The organism is Streptomyces phaeofaciens (assembly GCF_014648915.1).
In the GTDB taxonomy this organism is placed as follows: domain Bacteria; phylum Actinomycetota; class Actinomycetes; order Streptomycetales; family Streptomycetaceae; genus Streptomyces; species Streptomyces phaeofaciens.
The window spans coordinates 91350-116103 of the sequence record NZ_BMSA01000005.1 but is presented as its reverse complement, the minus strand read 5'-3'; the positions used below and the strand labels follow the sequence as shown (position 1 = coordinate 116103).

The following is a 24754-nucleotide window of genomic DNA, read 5'->3' as shown; positions in this document are numbered from 1 at the left end:
CATGAGGACACAGTGATGTACAAGCTTTTCTTCCGTCTGGTCTTCACCAGGATGGACCCCGAGCAGGCGCACCACCTGGCCTTCCGCTGGATCCGGCTCGCCGCCCGCGTCCCGGTCCTGCGCACCTTCCTCGCGGCCGCCCTCGCCCCCCGTCACAAGGAGCTGCGCACCGAGGCCTTCGGGCTGCGGATGCACGGCCCGTTCGGGCTCGCCGCCGGCTTCGACAAGAACGCCGTCGCGATCGACGGCATGGCGATGCTGGGCTTCGACCACGTCGAGATCGGCACGGTGACGGGGGAGGCGCAGCCGGGCAACCCCAGGAAGCGGCTGTTCCGGCTCGTGCCGGACCGGGCGCTCATCAACCGCATGGGCTTCAACAACGAGGGCTCGCTGGCCGTCGCCGCGCGCCTGGCCTCCCGTACGCCGGTCTTCAGGACCGTCGTGGGCGTCAACATCGGCAAGACCAAGGCCGTGGCGGAGGAGGAGGCCGTCGGCGACTACGTGACGTCGACCGAGCGGCTCGCCCCGTACGCCGACTACCTCGTCGTGAACGTCTCGTCGCCGAACACGCCGGGCCTGCGCAACCTCCAGGCCACCCAGGCGCTGCGGCCGCTGCTGAGCGCCGTCCGCGAGGCCGCCGACCGCACGGTGCGCTCGCGGCGGGTCCCGCTGCTGGTGAAGATCGCCCCGGACCTCGCCGACGAGGACGTGGACGCGGTCGCCGACCTGGCCGTCGAGCTGGGCCTGGACGGGATCATCGCCACGAACACCACCATCGCGCGTGAGGGGCTCGGTCTGACGTCCGACCCCTCCCTGGTCAAGGAGACCGGCGGACTCTCCGGGGCGCCGCTCAAGGCCCGCTCCCTGGAGGTCCTGCGCCGCCTCTACGCGCGCGTGGGCGACCGGATCACCCTGGTCGGTGTCGGCGGCGTCGAGAACGCCGAGGACGCCTGGCAGCGGATCCTGGCCGGTGCCACGCTCGTCCAGGGCTACAGCGCCTTCATCTACGAGGGGCCCTTCTGGGGCCGTTCCGTCCACAAGGGGCTCGCCGCACGGCTGCGCACCAGCCCCTACGCCACCCTCGCCGACGCGGTCGGCGCCGACGTGAGGAAGACGGCATGACCCTGGAACCCTTCGGCGCGCGGCTGCGCCGGGCGATGGACGAGCGCGGCCCGCTCTGCGTCGGGATCGACCCGCACGCCTCCCTGCTCTCCGAGTGGGGCCTGAACGACGACGTGGCGGGCCTGGAGCGGTTCAGCCGCACGGTCGTCGAGGCGATGGCCGACCGGGTCGCCGTGCTGAAGCCGCAGAGCGCGTTCTTCGAGCGGTTCGGCTCGCGCGGGGTCGCCGTGCTGGAGAAGTCGGTCCAGGAGGCCCGGGAGGCCGGCGCCCTGGTGGTCATGGACGCCAAGCGGGGCGACATCGGCTCGACCATGGCCGCCTACGCCGAGTCGTTCCTGCACAAGGACGCGCCGCTGTTCTCCGACGCCCTCACGGTCTCCCCGTACCTCGGCTACGGCTCGCTGAGCCCGGCCGTGGCACTGGCCCGGGAGAGCGGCACCGGCCTGTTCGTGCTGGCGCTGACCTCCAACCCGGAGGGCGGCGAGGTCCAGCACGCGGTGCGCGCGGACGGCCGGGACGTCGGCGCGACCATGCTGGCGCATCTGGCCGCCGAGAACGCGGGGGAGGAGCCGCTGGGCTCCTTCGGGGCCGTGGTCGGTGCCACGCTCGGCGATCTCTCGTCGTACGACCTCGGCATCAACGGTCCGCTGCTCGCGCCCGGAGTCGGCGCGCAGGGGGCGACGCCGGCCGACCTGCCGCGGGTCTTCGGGTCCGCGCTGCGCAACGTGGTGCCGAACGTCAGCCGGGGTGTGTTGCGCCACGGTCCCGACGTGATCGCACTGCGTGACGCCGCTCAGCGCTTCGCGGATGAGATCCGCGTCACGTTGACGGCCGCCTGAGAGCCGGTCCGGGGAGTTTTCAAACCTCCGATGAGTGGCTCCCGGCCGATTTGAGGCTGGATACATCCTCAAATCCGGGGCAATATGTCTGGAATATCCCGTCCTGACAGAGGCTGACCAGGACTTTTCCGCTGTTCTCGCTGACTCCGGCGGACTTGCCCGCTAGTCTCCGAGCAGAGTGAACGGGCAGAGCGTGTTGCTCGTAGCTCCCTAGGTGAGGGGCGACTAGGTTCCTCACCGGTCCGTATCCGACAGTTCGACATCCGAGGTGACGTAGGCGTGGCTCTTCCGCCCCTTACCCCCGAACAGCGCGCAGCCGCGCTCGAAAAGGCCGCCGCGGCTCGCCGGGAGCGGGCCGAGGTCAAGAATCGACTCAAGCACTCCGGCGCCTCCCTGCACGAGGTCATCAAGCAGGGCCAGGAGAACGACGTCATCGGCAAGATGAAGGTCTCCGCGCTGCTCGAGTCCCTGCCGGGCGTGGGCAAGGTCCGCGCCAAGCAGATCATGGAGCGACTCGGCATCTCCGAGAGCCGCCGCGTGCGCGGTCTCGGTTCCAACCAGATCGCCTCCCTGGAGCGTGAGTTCGGCAGCACCGGCTCCTGATCCCGGGTACTGCCGGGAAGGGAGTCCCGGGCACTCCGGGATTGCTGGAATAATCGCTGCATGGCTGCAACATTCCGGGGGACGACCCCCGAGCCCCCGGACGTACGTCCGCGGCTGACCGTGCTCTCCGGCCCCTCAGGGGTCGGTAAGAGCACGGTCGTCGCCCATATGCGCAAGGAACACCCCGAGGTCTGGCTCTCGGTGTCGGCGACGACCCGCAAGCCCAGGCCCGGCGAGCGGCACGGAGTCCACTACTTCTTCGTCACCGACGACGAGATGGACAAGCTGATCGCCAACGGTGAGCTGCTGGAGTGGGCCGAGTTCGCCGGCAACCGCTACGGCACTCCGCGGGCCGCCGTGCTGGAGCGCCTGGAGGCGGGTGAGCCCGTCCTCCTGGAGATCGACCTCCAGGGCGCGCGGCAGGTCCGCGAGTCGATGCCCGAGGCCCGGCTGGTCTTCCTGGCCCCTCCCTCCTGGGAGGAGCTGGTGCGCCGGCTCACCGGGCGGGGCACCGAGGCGCCCGAGGTGATCGAGCGCCGTCTGAAGGCGGCGAAGATCGAACTGGCGGCCGAGCCGGAGTTCGATGTGACCCTCGTCAACACCTCCGTCGAGGACGTGGCTCGTGAGCTGCTAGCCTTGGTGGATGTTGTGTGATCACGGGCAATGTGATCCATACCCCGTGATCACGACCATTCTTTTCCCATCCATCGGAAGGTAGAGCGTGTCCTCTTCCATCTCCGCGCCCGAGGGCATCATCAACCCGCCGATCGACGAGCTCCTCGAGGCCACCGACTCGAAGTACAGCCTCGTGATCTACGCGGCCAAGCGGGCCCGCCAGATCAACGCGTACTACTCGCAGCTCGGCGAGGGCCTCCTCGAGTACGTCGGTCCGCTCGTGGACACCCACGTCCACGAGAAGCCGCTCTCGATCTCCCTCCGCGAGATCAACGCGGGCCTGCTGACCTCCGAGGCCATCGAGGGCCCCGCGCAGTAGTGTCGATGCGGTAGTAGTACCTTCAGCTTGCAGCTGACTTTTCCACAGGCCCGGCAGCGCGACTGCCGGGCCTGTGGTGTGTGATGGGGATGTGCGCTGCCGCCTGGCGCACGCGAGCCGAGAGCCGGGGAGACACGGTGGACAAGCCGAAGGTCGTGCTGGGGGTCAGCGGGGGCATCGCCGCCTACAAGGCCTGTGAGCTCCTGCGCAGACTGACCGAGTCCGGCCACGACGTGCGGGTGGTCCCCACCGCCTCCGCCCTGCACTTCGTGGGCGCCGCCACCTGGTCCGCCCTCTCCGGCAACCCCGTCTCCACCGAGGTCTGGGACGACGTCCACGAGGTCCCGCACGTCCGCATCGGCCAGCACGCCGACCTGGTGGTCGTCGCCCCGGCCACCGCCGACCTGCTCGCCAAGGCCGCCCACGGCCTCGCCGACGACCTCCTCACCAACACCCTGCTCACGGCCCGCTGCCCGGTCGTCTTCGCCCCCGCCATGCACACCGAGATGTGGGAGCACCCGGCCACCCAGGAGAACGTGGCGACGCTCCGCCGCCGGGGCGCCGTCGTCGTCGAACCCGCCGTCGGCCGCCTCACCGGCGTCGACACCGGCAAGGGCCGGCTGCCCGACCCCGCCGAGATCTTCGAGGTCTGCCGACGCGTCCTGGCCAGGGGCGTGCGTGAACCCGACCTCGGCGGCCGGCATGTCGTGGTCAGCGCCGGCGGCACCCGTGAGCCCCTCGACCCGGTCCGCTTCCTCGGCAACCGCTCCTCCGGCAAGCAGGGCTACGCCCTCGCCCGCACCGCCGCCGCCCGGGGCGCCCGGGTCACGCTGATCGCCGCGAACACCGGCCTGCCCGACCCGGCGGGCGTCGACGTCGTCCCGGTCGGCACGGCCGTGCAGCTGCGTGAGGAGGTCCTCAAGGCCGCCGCCGACGCCGACGCGGTCGTGATGGCGGCCGCCGTGGCCGACTTCCGCCCCGAGACATACGCCACAGGGAAGATCAAGAAGAAGGACGGCCAGGAGCCCGAGCCGATCGTCCTCGTACGGAATCCGGACATCCTCGCGGAGATCTCCGCCGACCGCGCCCGCCCCGGACAGGTGGTCGTCGGCTTCGCCGCGGAGACGGACGACGTGCTGGCCAACGGCCGGGCGAAGCTGCTCCGCAAAGGCTGTGATCTGCTGGTCGTGAACGAGGTGGGGGAACGCCGGACATTCGGTTCCGAGGAGAACGAGGCCGTCGTCCTGGGCGCCGACGGCAGCGAGACCCCCGTGCCGCACGGACCCAAGGAAAACCTGGCCGAAATCGTGTGGGACCTGGTGACGCCACGCCTGACGTGACTGTTTGATGCGCTACGCCGTTCTCCTGCCTCCTCTCGATTCGGGCGTGGCGACCCTGGCCAAGGGTGCCCGGCATTGGGCAGAATGCCTGTGCCGCAGGTCACAGGGCTCCCGAGAGGCGAGACAGGTGGGCCGGTGGTCGAGCGCGACCGATAAACTGTTTCTCGGACGACGCCGGGCGCAGCCCCCGTCCCGTCCGCCCATGATCAGCCAGCAGCCGCTGCAACCCCAGGGAGCGTTGTGTCCCGTCGCCTTTTCACTTCGGAGTCCGTGACCGAGGGTCACCCCGACAAGATCGCTGACCAGATCAGCGACACCATTCTCGACGCGCTCCTGCGCGAGGACCCGACCTCTCGGGTCGCCGTCGAGACCCTGATCACGACCGGCCTGGTGCACGTGGCCGGAGAGGTCACCACCAAGGCTTACGCGCCGATCCCGCAGCTCGTGCGCGACAAGATTCTCGAGATCGGCTACGACTCCTCCAAGAAGGGCTTCGACGGCGCCTCCTGCGGCGTCTCGGTGTCCATCGGAGCCCAGTCCCCGGACATCGCCCAGGGTGTCGACACGGCGTACGAGTCCCGAGTCGAGGGCGACGAGGACGAGCTGGACCGTCAGGGCGCCGGCGACCAGGGCCTGATGTTCGGCTACGCCTCCGACGAGACGCCGACCCTGATGCCGCTGCCGATCTTCCTGGCGCACCGGCTGTCCAAGCGCCTGTCGGACGTCCGCAAGAACGGGACCATCCCCTACCTGCGCCCCGACGGCAAGACCCAGGTCACCATCGAGTACGACGGCGACAAGGCCGTCCGCCTCGACACGGTCGTCGTCTCCTCGCAGCACGCGTCCGACATCGACCTCGAGTCGCTGCTCGCCCCCGACATCCGCGAGTTCGTCGTGGAGCCGGAGCTGAAGGCCCTCCTGGACGACGGCATCAAGATCGACACCGAGAACTACCGGCTGCTGGTCAACCCGACCGGCCGCTTCGAGATCGGTGGCCCGATGGGCGACGCCGGCCTCACCGGCCGCAAGATCATCATCGACACCTACGGCGGCTTCGCCCGGCACGGCGGTGGCGCGTTCTCCGGCAAGGACCCGTCCAAGGTGGACCGCTCGGCCGCCTACGCCATGCGCTGGGTCGCCAAGAACGTGGTCGCCGCGGGTCTCGCGTCCCGCTGCGAGGTCCAGGTCGCGTACGCGATCGGCAAGGCCGAGCCGGTCGGTCTGTTCGTCGAGACCTTCGGCACCGAGCAGATCGACATCGACCGGATCGAGAAGGCGATCGACGACGTCTTCGACCTGCGTCCGGCCGCGATCATCCGCGACCTCGACCTGCTGCGCCCGATCTACGCCCAGACCGCCGCGTACGGTCACTTCGGCCGTGAGCTGCCCGACTTCACGTGGGAGCGCACGGACCGCGTGGAGGCGCTGCGCAAGGCCGCGGGCCTGTAGGACCGCACGGATCACGCACGGAGCCCGGCTTCCCGAGGGGAGGCCGGGCTTCGGCGTCTTCCCGGCTCGGCCGAGGACGCGCCCCGGCTCGGCCGAGGACGTGCTCGCGCACGGCGTCCGGGCCGACCGGTTCCTCGTGGCCGCCCCGGGCCGGAGGGGGCGAGCGCGGTCGGGCCGCCGGACGGCTCGTGCGCGGGGGCGCCCGGGGCCGCAGGGGGAGCGGGGTGTGCGGGAGGGGGCGTTGTCGGTGGCGTTTGGTAAGAATGCTGGAGTGAGCAGCGAGAACGGGCAGGGGGGCGGTGGCGCGGCCGGGGAGGGCGCGCCGCCCGAACAGCTCGCGCTGATCCGGGAGAGCGTGCGGCGGGCCAAGGAGCCCCGGGCCAAGCCGCGGACCTGGCGGGGGGCCGCGCTGGCCGGGGAGCTGCCGGTCGCGCGGGTGCTCGTCGACAAGGGCGTCCTCCATCTCGACCGGTACTTCGACTACGCGGTGCCCGCCGAACTGGACGCCGAGGCGCAGCCCGGGGTGCGTGTGCGCGTGCGGTTCGGCGCCGGGCGCGGCCGGGTGCGGGAGGGGCGGCGCGAGGGCGGCGGGCTCATCGACGGCTTCCTGGTCGAGCGGCTCGCCACGTCCGACTACTCCGGGCCGCTCGCGGCGCTCGCCCAGGTCGTGTCGCCCGAACCCGTGCTCGGCGAGGAGCTGCTCGGGCTGGCGCGGGCGGTCGCCGACCGGTACGCGGGGAGCCTCGCGGACGTCCTCCAGCTCGCCGTGCCCCCGCGCAACGCGCGCGCCGAGCAGCGGCCCTCGCCCGCCCCGCTGCCACCGCCCCCGGCCCCCAAGGCCGGGTCCTGGGCGCGGTACGAGCGGGGGAGCGCGTTCCTGGAGTCCCTGGCGTCGGGAGGCACGCCGCGGGCCGTGTGGAACGCGCTGCCGGGGCCCGGGTGGAGCGAGGAGCTGGCCCGGGCCGTCGCCGCGACCCTCGCCTCGGGACGCGGGGCCCTGGTCGTCGTACCGGACGGGCGGGCCGCGGCGCGGGTCGACGCCGCGCTGACGGCGTTGCTGGGGGAGGGGCGGCACGCCCTGCTCACGGCGGACGCCGGGCCCGAGAAGCGGTACCGGGAATGGCTCGCCGTACGGCGCGGGAGCGTACGGGCGGTGGTCGGCACCCGGGCCGCCATGTTCGCTCCGGTGCAGAACCTCGGGCTGGTCGCCCTCTGGGACGACGGGGACGACAGCCACAGCGAGCAGCACGCCCCGCAGCCGCACGCCCGGGAGGTGCTGCTGCTGCGGGCCGCGCAGGACCGGTGCGGCTTCCTGCTGGGCGGCTGGAGCTGCACCGTGGAGGCCGCCCAGCTCGTGGAGAGCGGCTGGGCGCAGGGGCTGGTCGCCGCCCGGGAGCAGGTGCGGCGGGCCGCTCCGCTGGTGCGGACGGTGGGGGACCAGGACCTCGCGCGGGACGAGGCCGCCCGGGCCGCCCGGCTGCCCACCCTCGCCTGGCAGACGGTCCGGGAGGGGCTGCGGCAGGGGCCGGTGCTGGTCCAGGTGCCGCGGCGCGGGTACGTGCCCCGGATGGCGTGCGCGCAGTGCCGGGCCGCCGCCCGCTGCCGGCACTGCTCCGGTCCGCTGGAGACGCGGGACGGCGGGGCGCTGGGGTGCGGCTGGTGCGGGCGTGAGGAGAGCGCCTGGCACTGCCCGGAGTGCGGGTCGTTCCGGCTGCGGGCCCAGATCGTGGGGGCCAGGCGGACCGCCGAGGAGCTGGGGCGGGCCTTTCCCGCCGTACCGGTGCGGACGTCCGGGCGTGAGCATGTGCTGGACACCGTGCCGGGGGCGCCCGCGCTGGTGGTCAGCACGCCCGGGGCGGAGCCGGTCGCGGAGGGCGGCTACGCGGCGGCGCTGCTGCTGGACGGCTGGGCCATGCTCGGCCGGCCCGACCTGCGGGCCGGGGAGGACGCGCTGCGGCGGTGGATCGCGGCGGCTGCGCTGGTGCGGCCGCAGGGGGACGGCGGGACGGTGGTCGTCGTCGCCGAGCCGACCCTGCGGCCCGTGCAGGCGCTGGTGCGGTGGGACCCCGTCGGTCACGCTGTGCGTGAACTCGCTGAGCGGGCCGAGCTGGGGTTCCCGCCGGTCTCGCGGATGGCGGCGGTGTCCGGGAAGGGGGAGGCGGTGGCCGCGTTCCTGGCGGCGGTCGAGCTGCCAGGGGAGGCGGAGACGCTCGGTCCGGTCCCGCTGCCGCCCAGCCCTGCCGGGCGGCCCCGCAGACCGGGGGAGCCGCCGCCGGGCGAGCACTGGGAGCGGATGCTGATCCGGGTGCCGCCGGGGAGGGGCGCGGCGCTGGCCTCGGCCCTGAAGGCGGCGCAGGCGGCGCGGATGGCGCGGGGCGGGGAGGAAGCGGTGCGGGTGCGGATCGATCCGCCGGACATCGGATGAGCCGGACATCGGATGAGCCGGGCGTCTGATGAGCCGGGTACCGGATCAGGCATCGGATCACGGGCATCGGACGGGCCGGATCGGATGAGGTGAGGCGGTCCGGTCGGTGGCCGGGAACGCGGCTGCCCTCTCGGGAGGGGGCCGAGAGGGCAGAAGGGGGGAAGGGGGCAAGGGGGCAAGGGGGCAAGGGGGAAAGGTGGGTCAGCCGTTGCGGGGGCCGGGGAACGCGGTCGGTCTTGCCTCGTCGCGCAGCGCCGGGCTGCCCGCCGTCGGCTGGGTCGGCATCGAGCGGGCGGCGGGGACCGTGGGCATGCCCGTGTTCACGCCGACCGCCCGGCTGCCGGTCGGCTCCGGCGTGAGCTCGGTCTCGGTGGCGGCCGGTGCGGCGGCGCGGCGGGCGCCGTAGCGGCGGTGCACCGCCTGCTTGGTGACGCCGAGCGCGGAGCCCACCGCGTCCCACGAGAAGCCGAGCGAGCGGTCGAAGTCCACCGCCGCGGTGACCAGGGTCTCGACGCTGTCCCGCAGCTCCTGCGCGAGGCGGACGGTCGGGGCGGGGGCGCGTCCGTAGACGACGAAGCCCGTGGAGGGACCGGAGCGGCGCGGGCGGTAGACGTTGCCCAGCTGGGCGGTGAGGGTGCGCAGCGCGTCCACCTGCCGGCGGACCCGCTCGATGTCCCGCACCAGCAAGTGCAGGCTGGCCCGGGCCTGGGCGTCGTGGGTTGCATGGTCGGCCATGAACAAGCCTCTCGAACCGGCGTTGAAGAGATGGGAGTCAACTCGTTCTTGACCAACGCGGGTTCGCTCCGCTGGTCACGGTGTGGGGGCGTATGGGCATATGCGTACGCCCCCTCGCGCCGGGTGTGCGCGGCTCGGTCCCCGGCTTCGCCGACACCGTGGTCACCGCCGTCGGCGGCCGTCCGGTCCGTCGTCATAAAATTGTGCGTTGCCCGTCGTCCGTTCCGTCCGAGAGGCCCGTGTCCCTTCATGAAGCTCGTCTTCGCCGGTACCCCCGAGGTCGCCGTTCCCGCTCTGGACGCTCTGATCGCCTCCGGGCGGCACGAGGTGGCCGCCGTCGTCACGCGGCCCGACGCGCATGCCGGACGAGGACGGCGGATGGTCGCGTCGCCCGTGGCCCAGCGGGCCGAGGCGGCCGGCATCGAGGTGCTGAAGCCCGTGCGGCCCCGGGACCCGGAGTTCCTGGAGCGGCTGAGGGAGATCGCACCGGACTGCTGCCCCGTCGTCGCCTACGGGGCGCTGCTGCCCAAGGCCGCGCTCGACATCCCGGCCCGCGGCTGGGTCAACCTGCACTTCTCGCTGCTGCCCGCCTGGCGCGGCGCCGCGCCCGTGCAGCACTCGATCATGGCGGGCGACGAGATCACGGGCGCCTCCACCTTCCTGATCGAGGAGGGTCTCGACTCCGGCCCGCTCTACGGCACCGTCACCGAGGAGATCCGCCCCACCGACACCAGCGGGGACCTGCTGACCCGGCTGGCCTTCGCGGGCGCCGGGCTGCTCGCCGCGACCATGGACGGGATCGAGGACGGCGCCCTGAAGGCCGTACCGCAGCCGAACGACGGCATCACCCTCGCGCCGAAGATCACCACCGAGGACGCGCACCTCGACTGGGCCACCCCGGCACTGCGTATCGACCGCGTCGTGCGTGGTTGCACGCCCGCGCCCGGCGCCTGGACGACCTTCCGGGGCGAGCGCCTCAAGCTCATCCACGTCCAGCCCGTACCGGGGCGCGACGACCTCGCCCCCGGTGTGCCCGCGGTCGGCAAGAACAGCGTCCACGTCGGCACCGGGTCGTACGCCGTCGAGCTGCTGTGGGTGCAGGCGCAGGGCAAGAAGCCGATGCGGGCGGCCGACTGGGCCCGCGGGGTGCGCATCGGCGACGGCGAGCGGCTGGGGGACTAGGGCCTCTCTTTCGGATCTTGCCGGGGGCGCGGGGTCTGGCACGCACTCCCCCGGAGGGGGGACCCCCAGCGGCGTTGTCGTCGGTTGTCAACGTCCCCCAGCCTCCGGCCGGGGGTGCCCCCACCGCGTTGCCGCCCTCCTCCGCCTTGCAGCTGCACGCTCCCCCACTCTCGGCTTCGCTCGAGCGGGAGGGGCCCCCACGACCCCGCTCGGCCGCGCCGACAACTCCCGTGGACCGGAGCCGGCCTGATCCGAAAGAAAGGCCCTAGCGGGCCGGGCGGGCGCTCGGGCCGGTACGGTCCCGGTCCCGCCCCCGACGTACGCTGGGAGACGCACCCCCATTCCAGAAGCGGAGCACCTTTTTCGTGAGCGACCCGTCCCGCCGTCCTCGTCAGCCCGGCAAGCCGTACCGGCGGCCGCAGAAGGATCCCGTCCGCATCCTCGCCTTCGAGGCGCTGCGGGCCGTGGACGAGCGGGACGCGTACGCGAACCTGGTGCTGCCGCCGCTGCTGCGCAAGGCGCGGGAGAAGGAGGGGCCGGAGAAGTTCGACGGGCGGGACGCGGCGCTGGCCACCGAGCTGGTCTACGGGACGCTGCGCCGGCAGGGCACGTACGACGCCGTGATCGCGGCCTGTGTGGACCGGCCGCTGCGGGAGGTCGATCCGCCCGTCCTGGACGTGCTGAGCCTCGGCGTGCACCAGCTGCTCGGGACGCGGATCCCGACGCACGCGGCGGTGTCCGCCTCCGTCGAGCTGGCGCGGGTCGTGCTCGGGGACGGCCGGGCCAAGTTCGTCAACGCCGTGCTGCGCAAGGTCGCCCAGCAGGATCTGGACGCCTGGATCGCGCAGGTCGCGCCGCCCTACGACGACGACCCCGAGGACCATCTCGCCGTCGTGCACTCGCATCCGCGCTGGATCGTCTCCGCGCTGTGGGACTCCCTCGGCGGCGGGCGGGCCGGTATCGAGGAGCTGCTGGAGGCCGACAACGAACGGCCCGAGGTGACCCTGGTCGCCCGGCCCGGACGGGCCACCACCGAGGAGCTGCTCGACGAGGAGGCCGCGGTCCCGGGACGCTGGTCGCCCTACGCCGTGCGGCTCGCCGAGGGCGGTGAGCCCGGCGCCATCGACGCCGTTCGGGAGGGCCGGGCGGGCGTGCAGGACGAGGGGAGCCAGCTCGTGGCGCTGGCCCTCGCGGCCGCGCCGCTCGACGGACCGGACGAGAAGTGGCTCGACGGCTGCGCCGGACCCGGCGGCAAGGCCGCGCTGCTCGCCGCCCTCGCGGCCGAGCGCGGGGCCCTGCTCCTCGCCTCCGAGAAGCAGCCCCACCGGGCCGGACTGGTGGCGAAGGCGCTCGCCGGGAACCCCGGCCCCTCTCAGGTGATCGCCGCCGACGGGACCCGGCCGCCGTGGCGTCCCGGCACCTTCGACCGGGTGCTGATGGACGTGCCGTGCACCGGCCTGGGCGCCCTGCGCCGCCGCCCCGAGGCACGCTGGCGCCGCCGTCCGGAGGACCTCGACGGCTTCGCGCCCCTGCAACGCGACCTGCTGCGGACCGCGCTGGAGTCCGTCCGGGTCGGCGGTGTCGTCGGGTACGCCACCTGCTCACCGCACCTCGCCGAGACCCGGGCCGTCGTCTCCGACGTCCTCAAGCACTACCCCGAGGCCGACCTGATCGACGCCCGCCCCCTGCTGCCGGGTGTACCGGCCCTGGGCGACGGCCCCGACGTGCAGTTGTGGCCGCATGTGCACGGGACCGACGCCATGTATCTGGCGCTCATCCGCCGGACCGGGTGACCTCCGGCTCCGCCGGGGCGCCCACGTCGTCCTCCCGGGCCAGCCGGTGCGGCCACCACACCTTCGGGCCGACGTCCAGGAAGAGGGACGTGACCAGGATGGAGCGGACGACGAAGGTGTCCAGGAGGACGCCCAGGGCGACCGCGAAGCCGATCTCGGCGAAGGCGACCATGGGGAGGGTGCCGAGGGCGGCGAAGGTGCCGGCCAGGACCAGGCCGGCGGAGGTGATGACCGCGCCGGTGGCCGCCAGCCCGGTCACCACGCCCCGGCGGGTGCCCTGGTGGGCCGCCTCCTCGCGGATGCGGGTCGTCAGGAAGATGTTGTAGTCGATGCCCAGCGCGACGAGGAAGACGAACACGAAGAGCGGGAAGTCCGTCGACTCGCCGGCGTAGTCGAAGAGGTGACGGAAGGCCAGCGCGCTGATGCCGAGCGCCGCCGCGAAGGACAGGATCACCGTTCCGACCAGCAGCAGCGGGGCGATCAGGGAGCGCAGCAGGCCGCAGAGGATCAGCAGGACCACGGCCAGCACCAGCGGGATGATCACCAGGTTGTCGTGCGTGGTCGCCTTGTCCATGTCCAGCAGGGCCGCCGTGCCGCCGCCCACCTGGGCGTCGGCGTCGGGCACCGCGTGCACGGCGTCCCGGACCCGTTCGACGGTCTGTTTCGCGGCCTCGCTGTCCGAAGGGGCGGTCATGGTGGCCTCGAACAGCACCTGGCCCTCGTACACCGGTTTCGCGCCCGCCGGGAGGCCGAGGGACGTCGGCACGACGCCCTCCGTGTCCGCGACGGCCTGGCCCACCTGACGTGCCTGGGCCTGGTTGGAGACGATGACGAGCGGATCGCCGCTGCCCGCCGGGAAGTACTCCTCGGACACCTCCTGGCCCGTGATGGAGTCGGGTTTTCCGGTGAAGGCGTCCGCGTTGCTGATGCCCGCCGCGCGCAGCTGGATCAGGCCGAGGGAGCACAGCGCGAGGACGAGCGACGTCACGACCCAGATCATGCGCGGGCGCTGGGCGATACCGCGGCCCGTGCGGGCCCAGATGCCGCGTTCGGTCGGGTCGGGCGCGCCGAGGTGCGGGATCACCGGCCAGAAGATCCAGCGGCCGCAGATCACCAGCAGGGCGGGGAACAGCGTCATCATCGCCAGCAGGGCGACCGCCACGCCGATCGCCGCGACCGGGCCGAGGCCCCGGGTGGAGTTCATCTCGGCGGCCAGCAGCATCAGCATGCTCAGGACGACGGTGGCGCCGGAGGCCAGCACCGCCGGGCCCGCCCGGTGCAGGGCGCGGGCCATCGCCTCGTGCCGGTCCTCGTGCCGGCGCAGCTCCTCCCGGTAGCGCGCGACCAGCAGCAGCGCGTAGTCGGTCCCCGCGCCGAACACCAGCACCGTGAGAATGCCGGCGCTCTGCCCGTTCACCGTCAGGCCCGCGTGCTGCGCCAGGAAGTAGATCAGGGACTGCGCGGTGAACAGGGCGGCGATCACCGACAGGAGCGGGACCACGAGCAGCGTCGGGCTGCGATAGGTGATCAGGAGCATGACGACGACGACGGTCATCGCCGACAGCAGCAGGGTCGAGTCGATGCCCTCGAAGGCCTCGGAGAAGTCCGCCGAGGTGCCGCCGGGTCCGGTGATGTGCACGGCCAGTCCGTCGCCGCCCCTGCCGACGACGTCACGGATCGAGTCGACCGCCGGGGCGATCCGCTCCCAGCCCTTCTCGTCCATGGTGATCGGGACGTAGATCTGGGCGGCGCGCGGGTCCACCTGCCGGTCGTAGACCGGCCCGCGGGTCTCTGCGCCCCGGATGCCGTGGTCGGTGAGCTGCCTGAGCTGTGCCGCGTCCGCGGTGATCGCCGCCCGGTCCTGTGCCGTCAGTCCGCTGTCGCGGGCGTACACGACGACCGCGGGGATCTGCTCCGGGCGGAAGTCCTTCGAGATCTCCAGCACCTGGGTGGACTCGGCGGAGCCCGGCAGCCAGGAGGCCGCGTCGTTGTCCTGGGCGTCGGTGAGCTTCTGGGCGAACGGTGCCGTCAGGAACAGCAGTACCAGCCACAATCCCAGAACCAGCCATTTGGCGCGCCGTCCGCAGACGAGATGCGCGATACCGCGATTCCCGGTCATGCCCACCCCCGGATCCGCGCCGGGCGAGCGGCGCGGGGAACTGCGCGACCTGCCACGACGGGCCCGCGCCGGACAAACGACCGTACCCATTGCGGACCGATGCCGCCAACCCCCGGAGGGCATGGCAGGCTTGGGTCATGGCCGCGCAGATCAACCCCAGCATCCTGTCCGCCGACTTCGCCCGTCTCGCGGACGAGGCAAAGGCGGTCGAGGGAGCCGACTGGCTCCACGTCGACGTCATGGACAACCATTTCGTCCCGAACCTCACCCTCGGTGTGCCGGTCGTAGAGTCCCTGGCCCGTGCGACGGATACCCCGCTGGACTGCCATCTGATGATCGAGGCCCCCGATCGCTGGGCCCCGCAGTACGTCGAAGCGGGTGCCTCGTCCGTCACCTTCCACGTCGAGGCGGCCGCCGCGCCGGTCCGGCTCGCCCGCGAGATCCGGGCCAAGGGCGCCCGTGCCTCCATGGCGCTCAATCCCGCGACGCCCATCGAGCCGTACGAGGACCTGCTGCCCGAACTCGACATGCTGCTGATCATGACGGTCGAGCCGGGCTTCGGGGGCCAGGCGTTCCTCGACATCATGCTCCCGAAGATCCGCCGCACCCGCGAGTTGATCAGCAAGCACGGCCTCCAGCTGTGGCTCCAGGTGGACGGCGGCGTCTCGGCCTCGACGATCGAGCGGTGCGCCGACGCGGGCGCGGACGTCTTCGTCGCCGGTTCGGCGGTGTACGGCGCCGAGGACCCGGCCGAGGCGGTCCGCGCGCTGCGCGCGCAGGCGGAGGCGACGACCGCCCGGGCGAGCTGGGCCTGCGCCCACTGAAGAGACAGCCCGCCGGAGCGGCGGACCACCGAAGGGACAGCCAGCTGAATACGCAACCCATGCGGCCACTGGGCCACAGGAACGTGAACGGCTCCCATCAGGGCTGATCAAGACCGCCGGATCTGCAAGGATGAACGGCGTATCCAGAGTGTGAACAGCAGTGAGGAGATCGCCGTGTCGGGTATGTCGGCGGGCCGGTCAGCCATGCGGATGGGACCCGCAGAGCTGGTGCAGGCGGCGGCCATGGCCCGCCGCTTCTACCTCGAGGGAAAGTCCAAGATCCAGATCGCGGAGGAGTTCGGCGTCAGCCGCTTCAAGGTGGCCCGGGTCCTGGAGACCGCCCTCGAACGGGATCTCGTACGGATCGAGATCCGCGTGCCGGCCGAGCTGGACGCCGAGCGCTCCGACGCGCTCCGCGCCCGCTACGGCCTCAGGCACGCCGTCGTGGTCGAGTCCCCGGCCGAGGCCGAGGAGACCACGGACCCCGAGAACCTGGGGGAAGTGGCCGCCGACCTGCTCGGCGAACTGGTCAACGAGGGGGATGTGCTGGGCCTGGCCTGGGGCCGCTCCACCATCAACATGGCGGCGGCCCTCGACCGGCTGCCGCCGTGCACGGTCGTGCAGCTGACGGGCGTGTACGACGCCGGGACCGCCGAGCGCGGCTCGGTCGAGGCCGTCCGCCGCGCCGCCCAGGTGTCCGGCGGTGACGCGCACCCGATCTACGCGCCGATGCTGCTGCCGGACGCGGCCACCGCGGCCGCGCTGCGCCACCAGACCGGGATCGCCCGGGCCTTCGAGTACTTCGACAAGGTCACGGTCGCCTGTGTCTCCATCGGCTCCTGGGAGCCCGGTATCTCGACGGTGCACGACATGCTCAGCGACGAGGAGCGGGCGCACTACGCCTCGCTCGGGGTCGCCGCCGAGATGTCCGCGCACCTCTTCGACTCCGACGGCCGCAGGGTCGGGCGGGACCTGGGCGAGCGGTGCATCACGGTCAAGGCCGACCAGCTCCGCCGGGTGCCCGAGGTCGTCGCGATCGCGGGCGGGCAGCGCAAGGCGGCCGCCATCGACGCGGTGCTGCGCTCCGGGCTCGTCACCAGCCTGGTCACGGACACGTCCGCGGCCGACTATCTGATGGCGGCCGGGCCGACGCCGAAGCCGGCGCTCAACCGGGCCGACCCCGACGGGATCTGACGCGGGAACGCCCGCAGCGGGGGAGCGGCGGGAAGAGCGGGAACAGGAGGGGGCGGTCGCGGTGACCGCCCCCTTTCCCGCCCCGCACACCGCTCGCCGCCCCCCCCTCGCCCCAACATTCGCCCCGAACACCACTTGCTCAGGACGGTGCCGAGATGACGGAGCTCGTGCTCACGCTGGACCTCGACGGGGTCACCGACAAGGCGGGCCTGATGGACCGCTGCGCCCGGGACCTGGAGCTGCCCGACTGGTTCGGCCGGAACTGGGACGCGCTCGCCGACAGTCTCACCGACCTGCGGGCGCTGCCCGAGGCGGGGGCGCTGCTGCTCGTCGTACGGAACTGGCAGCCGTACGCGAAGGCGCGGCCGGAGGAGTGGGAGATCGCGCAGGAGGTGTTCACCTCCGGGGTGGACCGGGTGCCGGCGCTCTCCGTGGTGCTCGCGCTCGGGGGGTCTCTCGGAGGATCCTCCTAACGCCCCGGTGCGCTGCTTGGACGTTCTGTCCGGGCATCCCACCACGGTCGTCATGGGAGAATGAAGTACGTGCTTTTCCCTCTGGCCGGCCGGTCCGGGGGTCACCTCTGATCGACCGGGATGTGCAGCACGTGCGTTTCCTCAACGACATCCAGCCCGCCTACGACCTCACCTACGACGACGTCTTCATGGTGCCGAGCCGCAGCGCGGTCGGATCTCGTCAGGGCGTGGACCTCTCCTCACCGGACGGCACGGGCACCACGATCCCGCTGGTCGTCGCCAACATGACCGCCGTCGCCGGCCGTCGGATGGCCGAGACCGTGGCCCGCCGCGGCGGACTCGTGGTCATCCCGCAGGACATTCCGATCGACGTCGTCACCGACGTGGTCTCCTGGGTCAAGAGCCGTCATCTGGTGCTGGACACCCCGATCGTGCTCGCCCCGCACCAGACCGTCGCCGACGCCCTCGCGCTGCTGCCCAAGCGCGCGCACAACGCGGGCGTCGTCGTCGACGAGAACGGCCGGCCCGTCGGTGTCGTCACCGACGAGGACCTGAGCGGCGTCGACCGCTTCACCCAGCTCGAGGTCGTCATGTCCCGCGACCTGCTGCTCCTGGACGCCGACATCGACCCCCGCGAGGCCTTCAACACCCTCGACGCGGCCAACCGGCGCTACGCCCCGGCCGTCGACAAGGACGGCAAGCTGGCGGGCATCCTCACCCGCAAGGGCGCCCTGCGCGCCACGCTCTACACGCCGTCCACCGACGCGCACGGCAGGCTGCGGATCGCCGCCGCCGTCGGTATCAACGGCGATGTGGCCGGCAAGACCAAGCAGCTGCTGGACGCGGGCGTCGACACGATCGTCATCGACACCGCGCACGGCCACCAGGAGTCGATGATCAGCGCGATCCGCACCGTGCGCGCCCTCGACCCGCAGGTCCCGATCGCGGCCGGCAACATCGTCTCCGCCGAGGGCGTCAAGGACCTGATCGAGGCGGGCGCCGACATCGTCAAGGTCGGTGTCGGCCCGGGCGCCATGTGCACCACCCGCATGATGACCGGTGTGGGCCGGCCCCAGTTCTCCGCGGTGCTGGAGTGCGCGGCCGAGGCCCGCAAGTACGGCAAGCACGTCTGGGCCGACGGCGGTGTCCGCCACCCGCGCGATGTGGCGATGGCGCTGGCCGCGGGCGCGTCCAACGTGATGATCGGCTCCTGGTTCTCCGGCACCTACGAGTCCCCGGGAGACCTCCAGCAGGACGCGGGCGGCCGGCTCTACAAGGAGTCGTTCGGCATGGCGTCGGCGCGCGCCGTGCGCAACCGCACCTCGGAGGAGTCGTCCTACGACCGCGCCCGCAAGGCGCTGTTCGAGGAGGGCATCTCCACCTCCCGGATGTTCCTCGACCCGGCCCGCCCGGGCGTCGAGGACCTGGTCGACTCGATCATCGCGGGCGTCCGCTCCTCCTGCACCTACGCCGGCGCCGGCTCCCTGGAGGAGTTCGCGGAGAAGGCCGTCGTGGGCATCCAGAGCGCGGCCGGCTACGCCGAGGGCAAGCCCCTGCACGCCAGCTGGAGCTGATCCGGCTCGCCCCCGTGTACGGCCCCCGTCGTCTCCCCGAGAGGAGACGGCGGGGGCCGTCGGCGTTCGGGTGATCGAACATGCCTGTTCAGAGGGCTCGCGCAACACTCGGCAGCCCTCGCGCAACGAACACCCGCCCGTCCGCGAGGAACGCAACGATCTTGCGGATACGCGCAAGGTTGCTGCATTACGACCGTGATGCCCTGGCTCATAGGGTCGTGCGCTGTACGCGGCGTGGCGGGGACCCCGCTCGGTGGCCTCCTGTTCACGCAGGTGCGTTTGCCGGTCCCCCTCGCGCCGAGAGGCAGCGACGAAGGAGTCAGCGCGTGCTCGACCAAGGCGCACCCCCGCAGGACCGCACCCAGGCCGCCCCACCGTCCCCGGGGCCGGCCGCCCGGCTGATGCGGCGCAAGCCCGTGGAGCGCCTGGTCGCCGAGGGGGGCCAGGGCGAGGGAGGTTCCCTGCGCCGTTCCCTCGGGCTGTGGCAGCTCACCATGATCAGCATCGGCGCGACGCTCGGCACGGGCATCTTCGTCGTCCTCGGCGAGGCCGTCCCCAAGGCCGGTCCCGCCGTCACCCTCTCCTTCGTGATCGCCGGCCTCACGGCGCTCTTCTCGGCCCTGTCCTACGCCGAGCTGGCGGGCACCATCCCGGTCGCCGGGTCCTCGTACTCCTACGCGTACGCGACGATGGGCGAGCTGATCGCCTGGGTCTGCGGCTGGTGTCTCGTCCTGGAGTACGGGGTGTCGGTCGCGGCCGTGGCCGTCGGCTGGGGCGAGTACCTCAACGAGCTGCTCGACGGCACGATCGGCGTGACCATCCCGGACGCGCTGTCGGCGCCGCCCGGGGACGGGGGCGTCTTCAACCTCCCCGCGCTGATCGTCGTCCTGCTCGCCATGGCCTTCCTGCTCGGCGGCGCCCGTGAGTCGGCGCGCGCCAACACCGTGATGGTGGTCGTGAAGATCGTCGCGCTGGTGCTGTTCTGCGCGATCGGCGTCCAGGGCTTCCGCTCGGGCAACTACGAGCACTTCATGCCGCTGGGCATGGCGGGTGTCAGTGCCGCCGGGGCCACCCTGTTCTTCTCGTACATCGGCTTCGATGCGGCCTCCACCGCCGGTGAGGAGGCGAAGGACGCGCGGCGCGACCTGCCCCGCGCGATCATGCTGTCGCTGATCATCGTGACGGCCCTGTACGTCCTCGTCGCCGCCGTGGCCGTCGGCGCGAAGCCCTGGCAGCGGTTCGGGGACTCCGAGGCCGCGCTGGCCCAGATCATGCGCGAGGTGACCGGACAGTCCTTCTGGGGCACCCTGCTGGCCTTCTGCGCCGTCATCGCCATCGCCAGCGTCGTGCTGACCGTGCTCTACGGCCAGACCCGCATCCTGTTCGCCATGTCCCGGGACGGCCTGGTGCCCAAGGTGTTCTCCCGGGTCCACCCGAAGACCGGCACGCCGCGCGCCAACACGGTGATCGTGTCCCTGTTCTGCGGTGTGCTGGCCGCGGCGATCCCGCTGGGCCAGCTGGCCGACGCCACCAGCATCGGTACGCTCTTCGCGTTCGCGCTGGTCAACGTGGCCGTCGTGGTGCTGCGCCGGTCCCGTCCCGAGATGCCCCGTACCTTCCGGGTGCCGCTCTCGCCGGTCCTGCCCGCCCTGGGATTCGCCTTCTGCATCTGGATGATGGGCAGCCTCTCGGCCGTCACCTGGGTGGTCTTCGGAGTCTGGATGGCGGTCGGGCTCGTGTTCTACTTCGTATACGGCTATCGCCGCTCCCGACTCGCCACACCCGCACCATCCGAGAAGTGATCATCCCACTGTGCTGAACGATCTCGACGAACGCATCGTGCACGCCCTCGCCGAGGACGCCCGCCGCTCCTACGCGGACATCGGGCAGTTGATCGGCCTGTCCGCGCCCGCCGTGAAGCGGCGCGTGGACCGGCTGCGGGCGACCGGAGCCATCACCGGGTTCACCGTAAGGGTGGACCCGGCGGCCCTCGGCTGGGAGACCGAGGGGTTCGTCGAGATCTACTGCCGGCGCAACACCTCCCCGGAGACCATCCAGCGGGGCCTGGAGCGCTACCAGGAGGTCGTGGCCGCCTCCACGGTCACCGGCGAGGCGGACGCGGTCGCCCAGGTCTTCGCCGCCGACATGCGCCACTTCGAGCGGGTCCTGGAACGGATCGCGGGGGAGCCCTTCGTGGAACGCACGAAGTCGGTCCTGGTCCTGTCCCCGCTGCTGCGGCGCTTCTCCTCGGGTTCGCCGACCTGAGAGGCGCCGCGGCCGCGCGCTACTCCGCCGTCTTGCGCGCCAGCGCGTTGTTGCCGATCGAGTTGTGCACGCTGAAGCTCACCGCGTCCGACCGGTACCGGTCGTCCGACCACTCCACCGGCCGGCCCTCGTAGGTGGTCGTCACCCGTCGCACCCGCAGCAGCGGACTCGTGCGGCGGACCCCGAGCAGCTCGGCGTCCTGCGCCCCCGCCGCCACCGCGTCGATGACGTGCTCGCCGTAGGCGAAGACCAGACCGGTGTCGTCCAGGAGGCGCTGCGTCACCGAGGCGCAGTCCGGCTCGATCGGCTCGACGGCGGCGGCGATCCAGTCGGCGTACACGGTCCGCTCCAGGAGAACCGGTTCGCCGTCCAGCCCGCGCACCCGCAGCACGTGCAGCACCGGGGTCCCTGCCCGCAGTTGGAGCCGTACGGCGTCCTCGGTGCCGGCCGGCCGGTACTCCTGTGCGACCACCCGGCCGGTCGCCGCGCGGCCCATCGCGCGCGCCCACTGGGCGAAACTGCGCAGTTCGGCGAAGCTCTGGCTGCGACGGCTGGCGAGCACCACCCGGCGGGCGCCCTGGCGGGAGCCGATCAGCCCCTCGGAGGTCAGCGCGGCGACGGCCTGGCGGACCGTGCCGCGCGAGACGCCGTACCGGGTCGCGAGGTCCGTCTCGGCGGGCAGCAGCGCCCCGACCGCGTACTCCTCGCGGTCGATCGCCCTGCGCAGTTCGTCGGCGATCTCCTCGTGTCGCGCCGCCATACTTCCCCTCTGAGTCGACTGCTGTACACAGTCTGACCAGCCTAGTCGACCCGCGGCGCGGCTCGGCGCCGACCGTAACTGTGCGCGAAATCAGGGCTCAGGGTTTCACCAGTGTTTACGGAGGGGACACCAGCGGCGTGCGTACTGAGGCCAACTTGTTCAGACAAGTTCGCCTCATCTCCTGCATTCTCGCGCGTCCCCTGGAGAAGCCGTGACCGTGCACCTGCCGAGAACCGCCGTCCGTGGCGGTGCCCTCGCCGTCGTCGCCGTACTCGCTCTGAGCGCCTGTGGCGCCGCCCCCGACACCGACTCCACCACCGCCGACGGCAAGAACGCCGCCACCGCCACCTCCGCCGCCGACCTCGGCGGCATGGACGCCCTCGTGAAGGCGGCCAAGAAGGAGGGCACGCTCAACGCCATCGCGCTGCCCCGCGACTGGGCCAACTACGGCGCCCTCATCGACGGTTTCCAGAAGAAGTACGGCATCAAGATCGAGGTCGAGAACCCCGACGGCTCCAGCCAGGACGAGATCAACGCCGTGACCTCCCGCAAGGGCCAGGACCGCGCGCCGGACGTCCTCGACCTCGGCAGCTCCTTCGCGCTCAGCGCGGCCCAGCAGGGGCTGCTCGCGCCGTACGAGGTGGCCGCCTTCGCCGACATCCCCCAGGGCCAGAAGGACGCTCAGGGCCGCTGGTACAACGACTACGGCGGCTACATCTCCATCGGCTGCGACGCCAAGCGGGTCAAGACCTGCCCGACGACCTTCGCCGACCTGCTGAAGCCGCAGTACAAGGGCCAGGTCGCCCTCAACGGCAACCCCACCAAGTCCGGCTCCGCCTTCGGCGGCGTCTACGCGGCGGCCCTCGCGAACGGCGGCTCCTTCGACGACATCCAGCCCGGCCTCGACTTCTTCGCGGAGCTGAAGAAGAACGGCAACTACACGCCGGTCGAGTCCACCCCGGCGACCGTCGAGAAGGGCGAGACCCCGATCAGCATCGACTGGGACTACCTCAACGCCGGCTACGCCGACGAGTTCACCTCCAAGGGCGTCGACTGGAAGGTGTCGGTGCCCAGCGACGGCCAGTTCTCCCAGTACTACTCCCAGGCCATCAACAAGGACGCCCCGCACCCCGCGGCCGCCCGCCTGTGGCAGGAGTACCTGTACAGCGCCGAGGGCCAGAACCTCTGGCTCGCGGGGTACGCCCGGCCGGTCCTGATGACCGCCATGGACCAGGCCGGCACCCTCGACAAGACCGCCGCCGCCAAGCTCCCCGAGGTCTCCGGGACCCCCGCCTTCCCGACCGAGGACCAGCAGAGCAAGGCCAAGACGGTCCTCGCGCAGGGCTGGGCGAAGGCCGTCTCCGGATGACGGCCACCGCCGTACGGGCCGACACGGTGTCCGCTGCCGCACCGCGGCGGCGGCGCCGGTCGCTCGGCTGGATCGCCGTCGTCCCGCTGCTCGCCTTCACCGCGCTCGCCTTCGGCCTGCCCGCCCTGGCCATGCTGGACGGCGCGTTCACCGTCAAGGACCCGGCCACCGGCGCCACCGCGTACACGGCGGACAACCTGACGGCCTCGCTCCGGGGGGCGTACCTCACGGCCCTGCTCGGCAGCGTCAAGCTGTCCGCCGTGTCGGCCGCCCTGGGCGCGCTCCTCGGGCTCCCGCTGGCCCAGGCCGTGGTGACCTCCCGGTTCCCCGCGCTGCGCCAGGCCGTGCTCACCGCGTCCGGTGTGCTCGCCAACTTCGGCGGGGTGCCGCTGGCCTTCGCGTTCGTCGCCACCCTCGGCAACGCGGGCGTGCTCACCCGGCACCTGGGCCTGACCGACAAGGGCTGGGACCTCTACAGCTTCTGGGGACTGGTCATCGTCTACCTGTACTTCCTGATCCCGCTGATGGTCCTCACCATCACCCCCGCCCTGGAGGGCCTGCGCACCCAGTGGCGCGAGGCCGCGCAGAACAACGGGGCGACTCCCGCGCAGTACTGGCGGCATGTGGCCCTGCCGGTCCTGCTGCCCTCGCTGCTCGGCGGTCTCGTCCTGCTCTTCGGCAGCGCCTTCGCGGCGTACGCCACCGCCGCCGCCATGGTCGGCAGCTCGATCCCGCTGGTCACCCTCCAGATCGCCGACGCGATCTCGGGCAATGTGCTGGTCGGGCAGGAGAACGTGGCGCTCGCCCTCAGCCTCGACATGGTCCTGGTCGCGGGCCTGGTCATGGCCGTGTACCTGCCCCTTCAGCGAAGGAGCGCGCGATGGCTCGCCTGAACCTGTGGCGCTGGGGCGTGCTCGGCCTCGCCGGCCTGTACTTCCTTCTCCCGCTGGCCGCCTCCGTGGTCTTCACGGTCGACGTGCCCGGGCAGGGGATCACCTTCGACGCCTACACCCGGATCGTCTCCACCGACGGTTTCACCTCCAGTCTGCTGCTCTCGCTGGAGCTGGCCGCCGCGACCATCGCCGTCGTCCTGCTGCTGATGGTGCCCGCCATGGTCGCGCTGCGGCTCGGCGCGCCCCGGCTGCGGCCGGTCGTGGAGGTGGTGTGCTCGCTGCCGCTGGTCGTGCCGCCGATCGCGTTCGTGGCCGGCCTCGGCACGGTCCTGAAATGGGGTCCCGAACACCTCTCCCGGACGCCGCTGTTCCAGACCTTCGTGGCGATCCAGAACCCGGACTTCCCCGTCGTCCTCGTCCTGGCGTACGTCGTCATGGCGCTGCCGTTCGTGTACCGGGCGCTGGACGCGGGGCTGCGCGCCGTCGACGTCCGCACCCTCGTCGAGGCCGCCCGCAGCTGCGGGGCCGGCTGGCCGCAGGCGCTCGTGCGGGCGGTGCTGCCCAATCTGCGCGGCGCGCTGCTCAACGCGTCCTTCCTCACGCTGGCCCTGGTCCTCGGCGAGTTCACCGTCGCGCAGCTGCTGGGCTTCCGGCCCTTCGCCGTGTGGATCGTGAACGTCAGCGGCTCCCAGGCCCAGCTGTCCGTCGCCGTGTCCGTGCTCAGCCTGCTCGTGACGTGGGTCCTGCTCCTCGCGCTCGCCGGCGTCGGCGGACGTACCCGTACTACCTCCCGGGGATGAA

22 protein-coding genes are annotated in these 24754 nt (G+C 72.2%); 19 read left to right on the top strand and 3 right to left on the bottom strand.

All coding sequences use genetic code 11. The annotated features are described in order from the left end of the window. Positions 1-15: 15 nt before the first annotated feature. The 8 genes from IE275_RS12000 (at position 16) to IE275_RS11965 (ending at position 8772) form a co-directional block, all read left to right on the top strand. On the top strand, positions 16-1122 hold the full coding sequence (locus tag IE275_RS12000; RefSeq protein WP_189710721.1) for a quinone-dependent dihydroorotate dehydrogenase: 1107 nt from the start codon (positions 16-18) through the stop codon (positions 1120-1122). Continuing rightward, complete coding sequence (gene pyrF, locus IE275_RS11995) at positions 1119-1961, top strand: orotidine-5'-phosphate decarboxylase (RefSeq protein WP_189710719.1); 843 nt, start codon at positions 1119-1121, stop codon at positions 1959-1961. Before IE275_RS12000 ends, pyrF begins: the two co-directional genes overlap by 4 nt. 279 nt (positions 1962-2240) lie before the next feature. Continuing rightward, positions 2241-2564, top strand: coding sequence for an integration host factor (locus IE275_RS11990; RefSeq protein WP_003977346.1), 324 nt, complete (start codon positions 2241-2243; stop codon positions 2562-2564). A 60-nt stretch (positions 2565-2624) separates the two neighbouring features. Further along, complete coding sequence (gmk, locus tag IE275_RS11985) at positions 2625-3218, top strand: guanylate kinase (protein WP_189710717.1); 594 nt, start codon at positions 2625-2627, stop codon at positions 3216-3218. Positions 3219-3285: 67 nt separating this feature from the next. Next, entirely contained in the window at positions 3286-3558 is a 273-nt protein-coding gene (gene rpoZ, locus IE275_RS11980) for a DNA-directed RNA polymerase subunit omega (RefSeq protein WP_067025681.1), read from the top strand. 137 nt (positions 3559-3695) lie between these two features. Further along, positions 3696-4898 carry a bifunctional phosphopantothenoylcysteine decarboxylase/phosphopantothenate--cysteine ligase CoaBC gene (coaBC, locus tag IE275_RS11975; RefSeq protein ID WP_189710715.1) on the top strand — a complete coding sequence of 401 codons (1203 nt, stop codon included), beginning with the start codon at positions 3696-3698 and terminating at the stop codon, positions 4896-4898. A 240-nt stretch (positions 4899-5138) separates the two neighbouring features. After that, positions 5139-6347: a methionine adenosyltransferase gene (gene metK, locus IE275_RS11970; protein WP_189710713.1), complete on the top strand. Its 1209-nt coding sequence runs from the start codon at positions 5139-5141 to the stop codon at positions 6345-6347. 271 nt (positions 6348-6618) lie between these two features. Then, positions 6619-8772 carry a primosomal protein N' gene (locus tag IE275_RS11965; protein ID WP_189710711.1) on the top strand — a complete coding sequence of 718 codons (2154 nt, stop codon included), beginning with the start codon at positions 6619-6621 and terminating at the stop codon, positions 8770-8772. A 201-nt stretch (positions 8773-8973) separates the two neighbouring features. Here the strand turns inward: IE275_RS11965 and IE275_RS11960 are convergent, their stop codons facing one another. Continuing rightward, positions 8974-9507: a hypothetical protein gene (locus tag IE275_RS11960; RefSeq protein ID WP_189710709.1), complete on the bottom strand. Its 534-nt coding sequence runs from the start codon at positions 9505-9507 to the stop codon at positions 8974-8976. 249 nt (positions 9508-9756) lie between these two features. On the opposite strand from IE275_RS11960, the gene fmt reads away from it, so the two are divergent. After that, complete coding sequence (gene fmt, locus IE275_RS11955; protein WP_189710707.1) at positions 9757-10689, top strand: methionyl-tRNA formyltransferase; 933 nt, start codon at positions 9757-9759, stop codon at positions 10687-10689. Positions 10690-11054: 365 nt separating this feature from the next. After that, positions 11055-12482: an RsmB/NOP family class I SAM-dependent RNA methyltransferase gene (locus tag IE275_RS11950; protein ID WP_189710706.1), complete on the top strand. Its 1428-nt coding sequence runs from the start codon at positions 11055-11057 to the stop codon at positions 12480-12482. Here the strand turns inward: IE275_RS11950 and IE275_RS11945 are convergent. Continuing rightward, positions 12463-14601 (bottom strand): MMPL family transporter, encoded by a 2139-nt coding sequence (locus IE275_RS11945; RefSeq protein WP_189710704.1) that lies wholly within the window; start codon positions 14599-14601, stop codon positions 12463-12465. The genes IE275_RS11950 and IE275_RS11945 overlap by 20 nt on opposite strands. Before the next feature lie 137 nt (positions 14602-14738). On the opposite strand from IE275_RS11945, the gene rpe reads away from it, so the two are divergent. The 6 genes from rpe (at position 14739) to IE275_RS11915 (ending at position 20931) form a co-directional block, all read left to right on the top strand. Further along, entirely contained in the window at positions 14739-15425 is a 687-nt protein-coding gene (rpe, locus tag IE275_RS11940; protein ID WP_189710702.1) for a ribulose-phosphate 3-epimerase, read from the top strand. A gap of 150 nt (positions 15426-15575) precedes the next feature. Continuing rightward, positions 15576-16619: a sugar-binding transcriptional regulator gene (locus IE275_RS11935; protein WP_189710700.1), complete on the top strand. Its 1044-nt coding sequence runs from the start codon at positions 15576-15578 to the stop codon at positions 16617-16619. Between the two features lie 155 nt (positions 16620-16774). Continuing rightward, positions 16775-17092, top strand: a complete 318-nt coding sequence (locus tag IE275_RS11930; protein ID WP_189710698.1) for a barstar family protein — start codon at positions 16775-16777, stop codon at positions 17090-17092. Between the two features lie 131 nt (positions 17093-17223). Beyond that, entirely contained in the window at positions 17224-18666 is a 1443-nt protein-coding gene (locus IE275_RS11925; protein WP_189710696.1) for a GuaB1 family IMP dehydrogenase-related protein, read from the top strand. Between the two features lie 326 nt (positions 18667-18992). Next, positions 18993-20468, top strand: coding sequence for an amino acid permease (locus tag IE275_RS11920; RefSeq protein ID WP_189710694.1), 1476 nt, complete (start codon positions 18993-18995; stop codon positions 20466-20468). A gap of 10 nt (positions 20469-20478) precedes the next feature. Next, positions 20479-20931 carry an Lrp/AsnC family transcriptional regulator gene (locus IE275_RS11915; protein ID WP_189710692.1) on the top strand — a complete coding sequence of 151 codons (453 nt, stop codon included), beginning with the start codon at positions 20479-20481 and terminating at the stop codon, positions 20929-20931. A gap of 19 nt (positions 20932-20950) precedes the next feature. On the opposite strand, the gene IE275_RS11910 is transcribed toward IE275_RS11915, so the two are convergent. Continuing rightward, positions 20951-21691 carry a GntR family transcriptional regulator gene (locus IE275_RS11910; protein WP_189710690.1) on the bottom strand — a complete coding sequence of 247 codons (741 nt, stop codon included), beginning with the start codon at positions 21689-21691 and terminating at the stop codon, positions 20951-20953. Between the two features lie 211 nt (positions 21692-21902). On the opposite strand from IE275_RS11910, the gene IE275_RS11905 reads away from it, so the two are divergent. The 3 genes from IE275_RS11905 to IE275_RS11895 are packed head-to-tail and all read left to right on the top strand — an operon-like array spanning position 21903 to position 24753. Beyond that, positions 21903-23060, top strand: coding sequence for an ABC transporter substrate-binding protein (locus IE275_RS11905; RefSeq protein ID WP_189710688.1), 1158 nt, complete (start codon positions 21903-21905; stop codon positions 23058-23060). Next, positions 23057-23953 carry an ABC transporter permease gene (locus tag IE275_RS11900; RefSeq protein WP_189710686.1) on the top strand — a complete coding sequence of 299 codons (897 nt, stop codon included), beginning with the start codon at positions 23057-23059 and terminating at the stop codon, positions 23951-23953. Before IE275_RS11905 ends, IE275_RS11900 begins: the two co-directional genes overlap by 4 nt. Then, positions 23941-24753: an ABC transporter permease gene (locus IE275_RS11895; RefSeq protein ID WP_189710684.1), complete on the top strand. Its 813-nt coding sequence runs from the start codon at positions 23941-23943 to the stop codon at positions 24751-24753. Before IE275_RS11900 ends, IE275_RS11895 begins: the two co-directional genes overlap by 13 nt. Position 24754 lies beyond the last annotated feature (1 nt).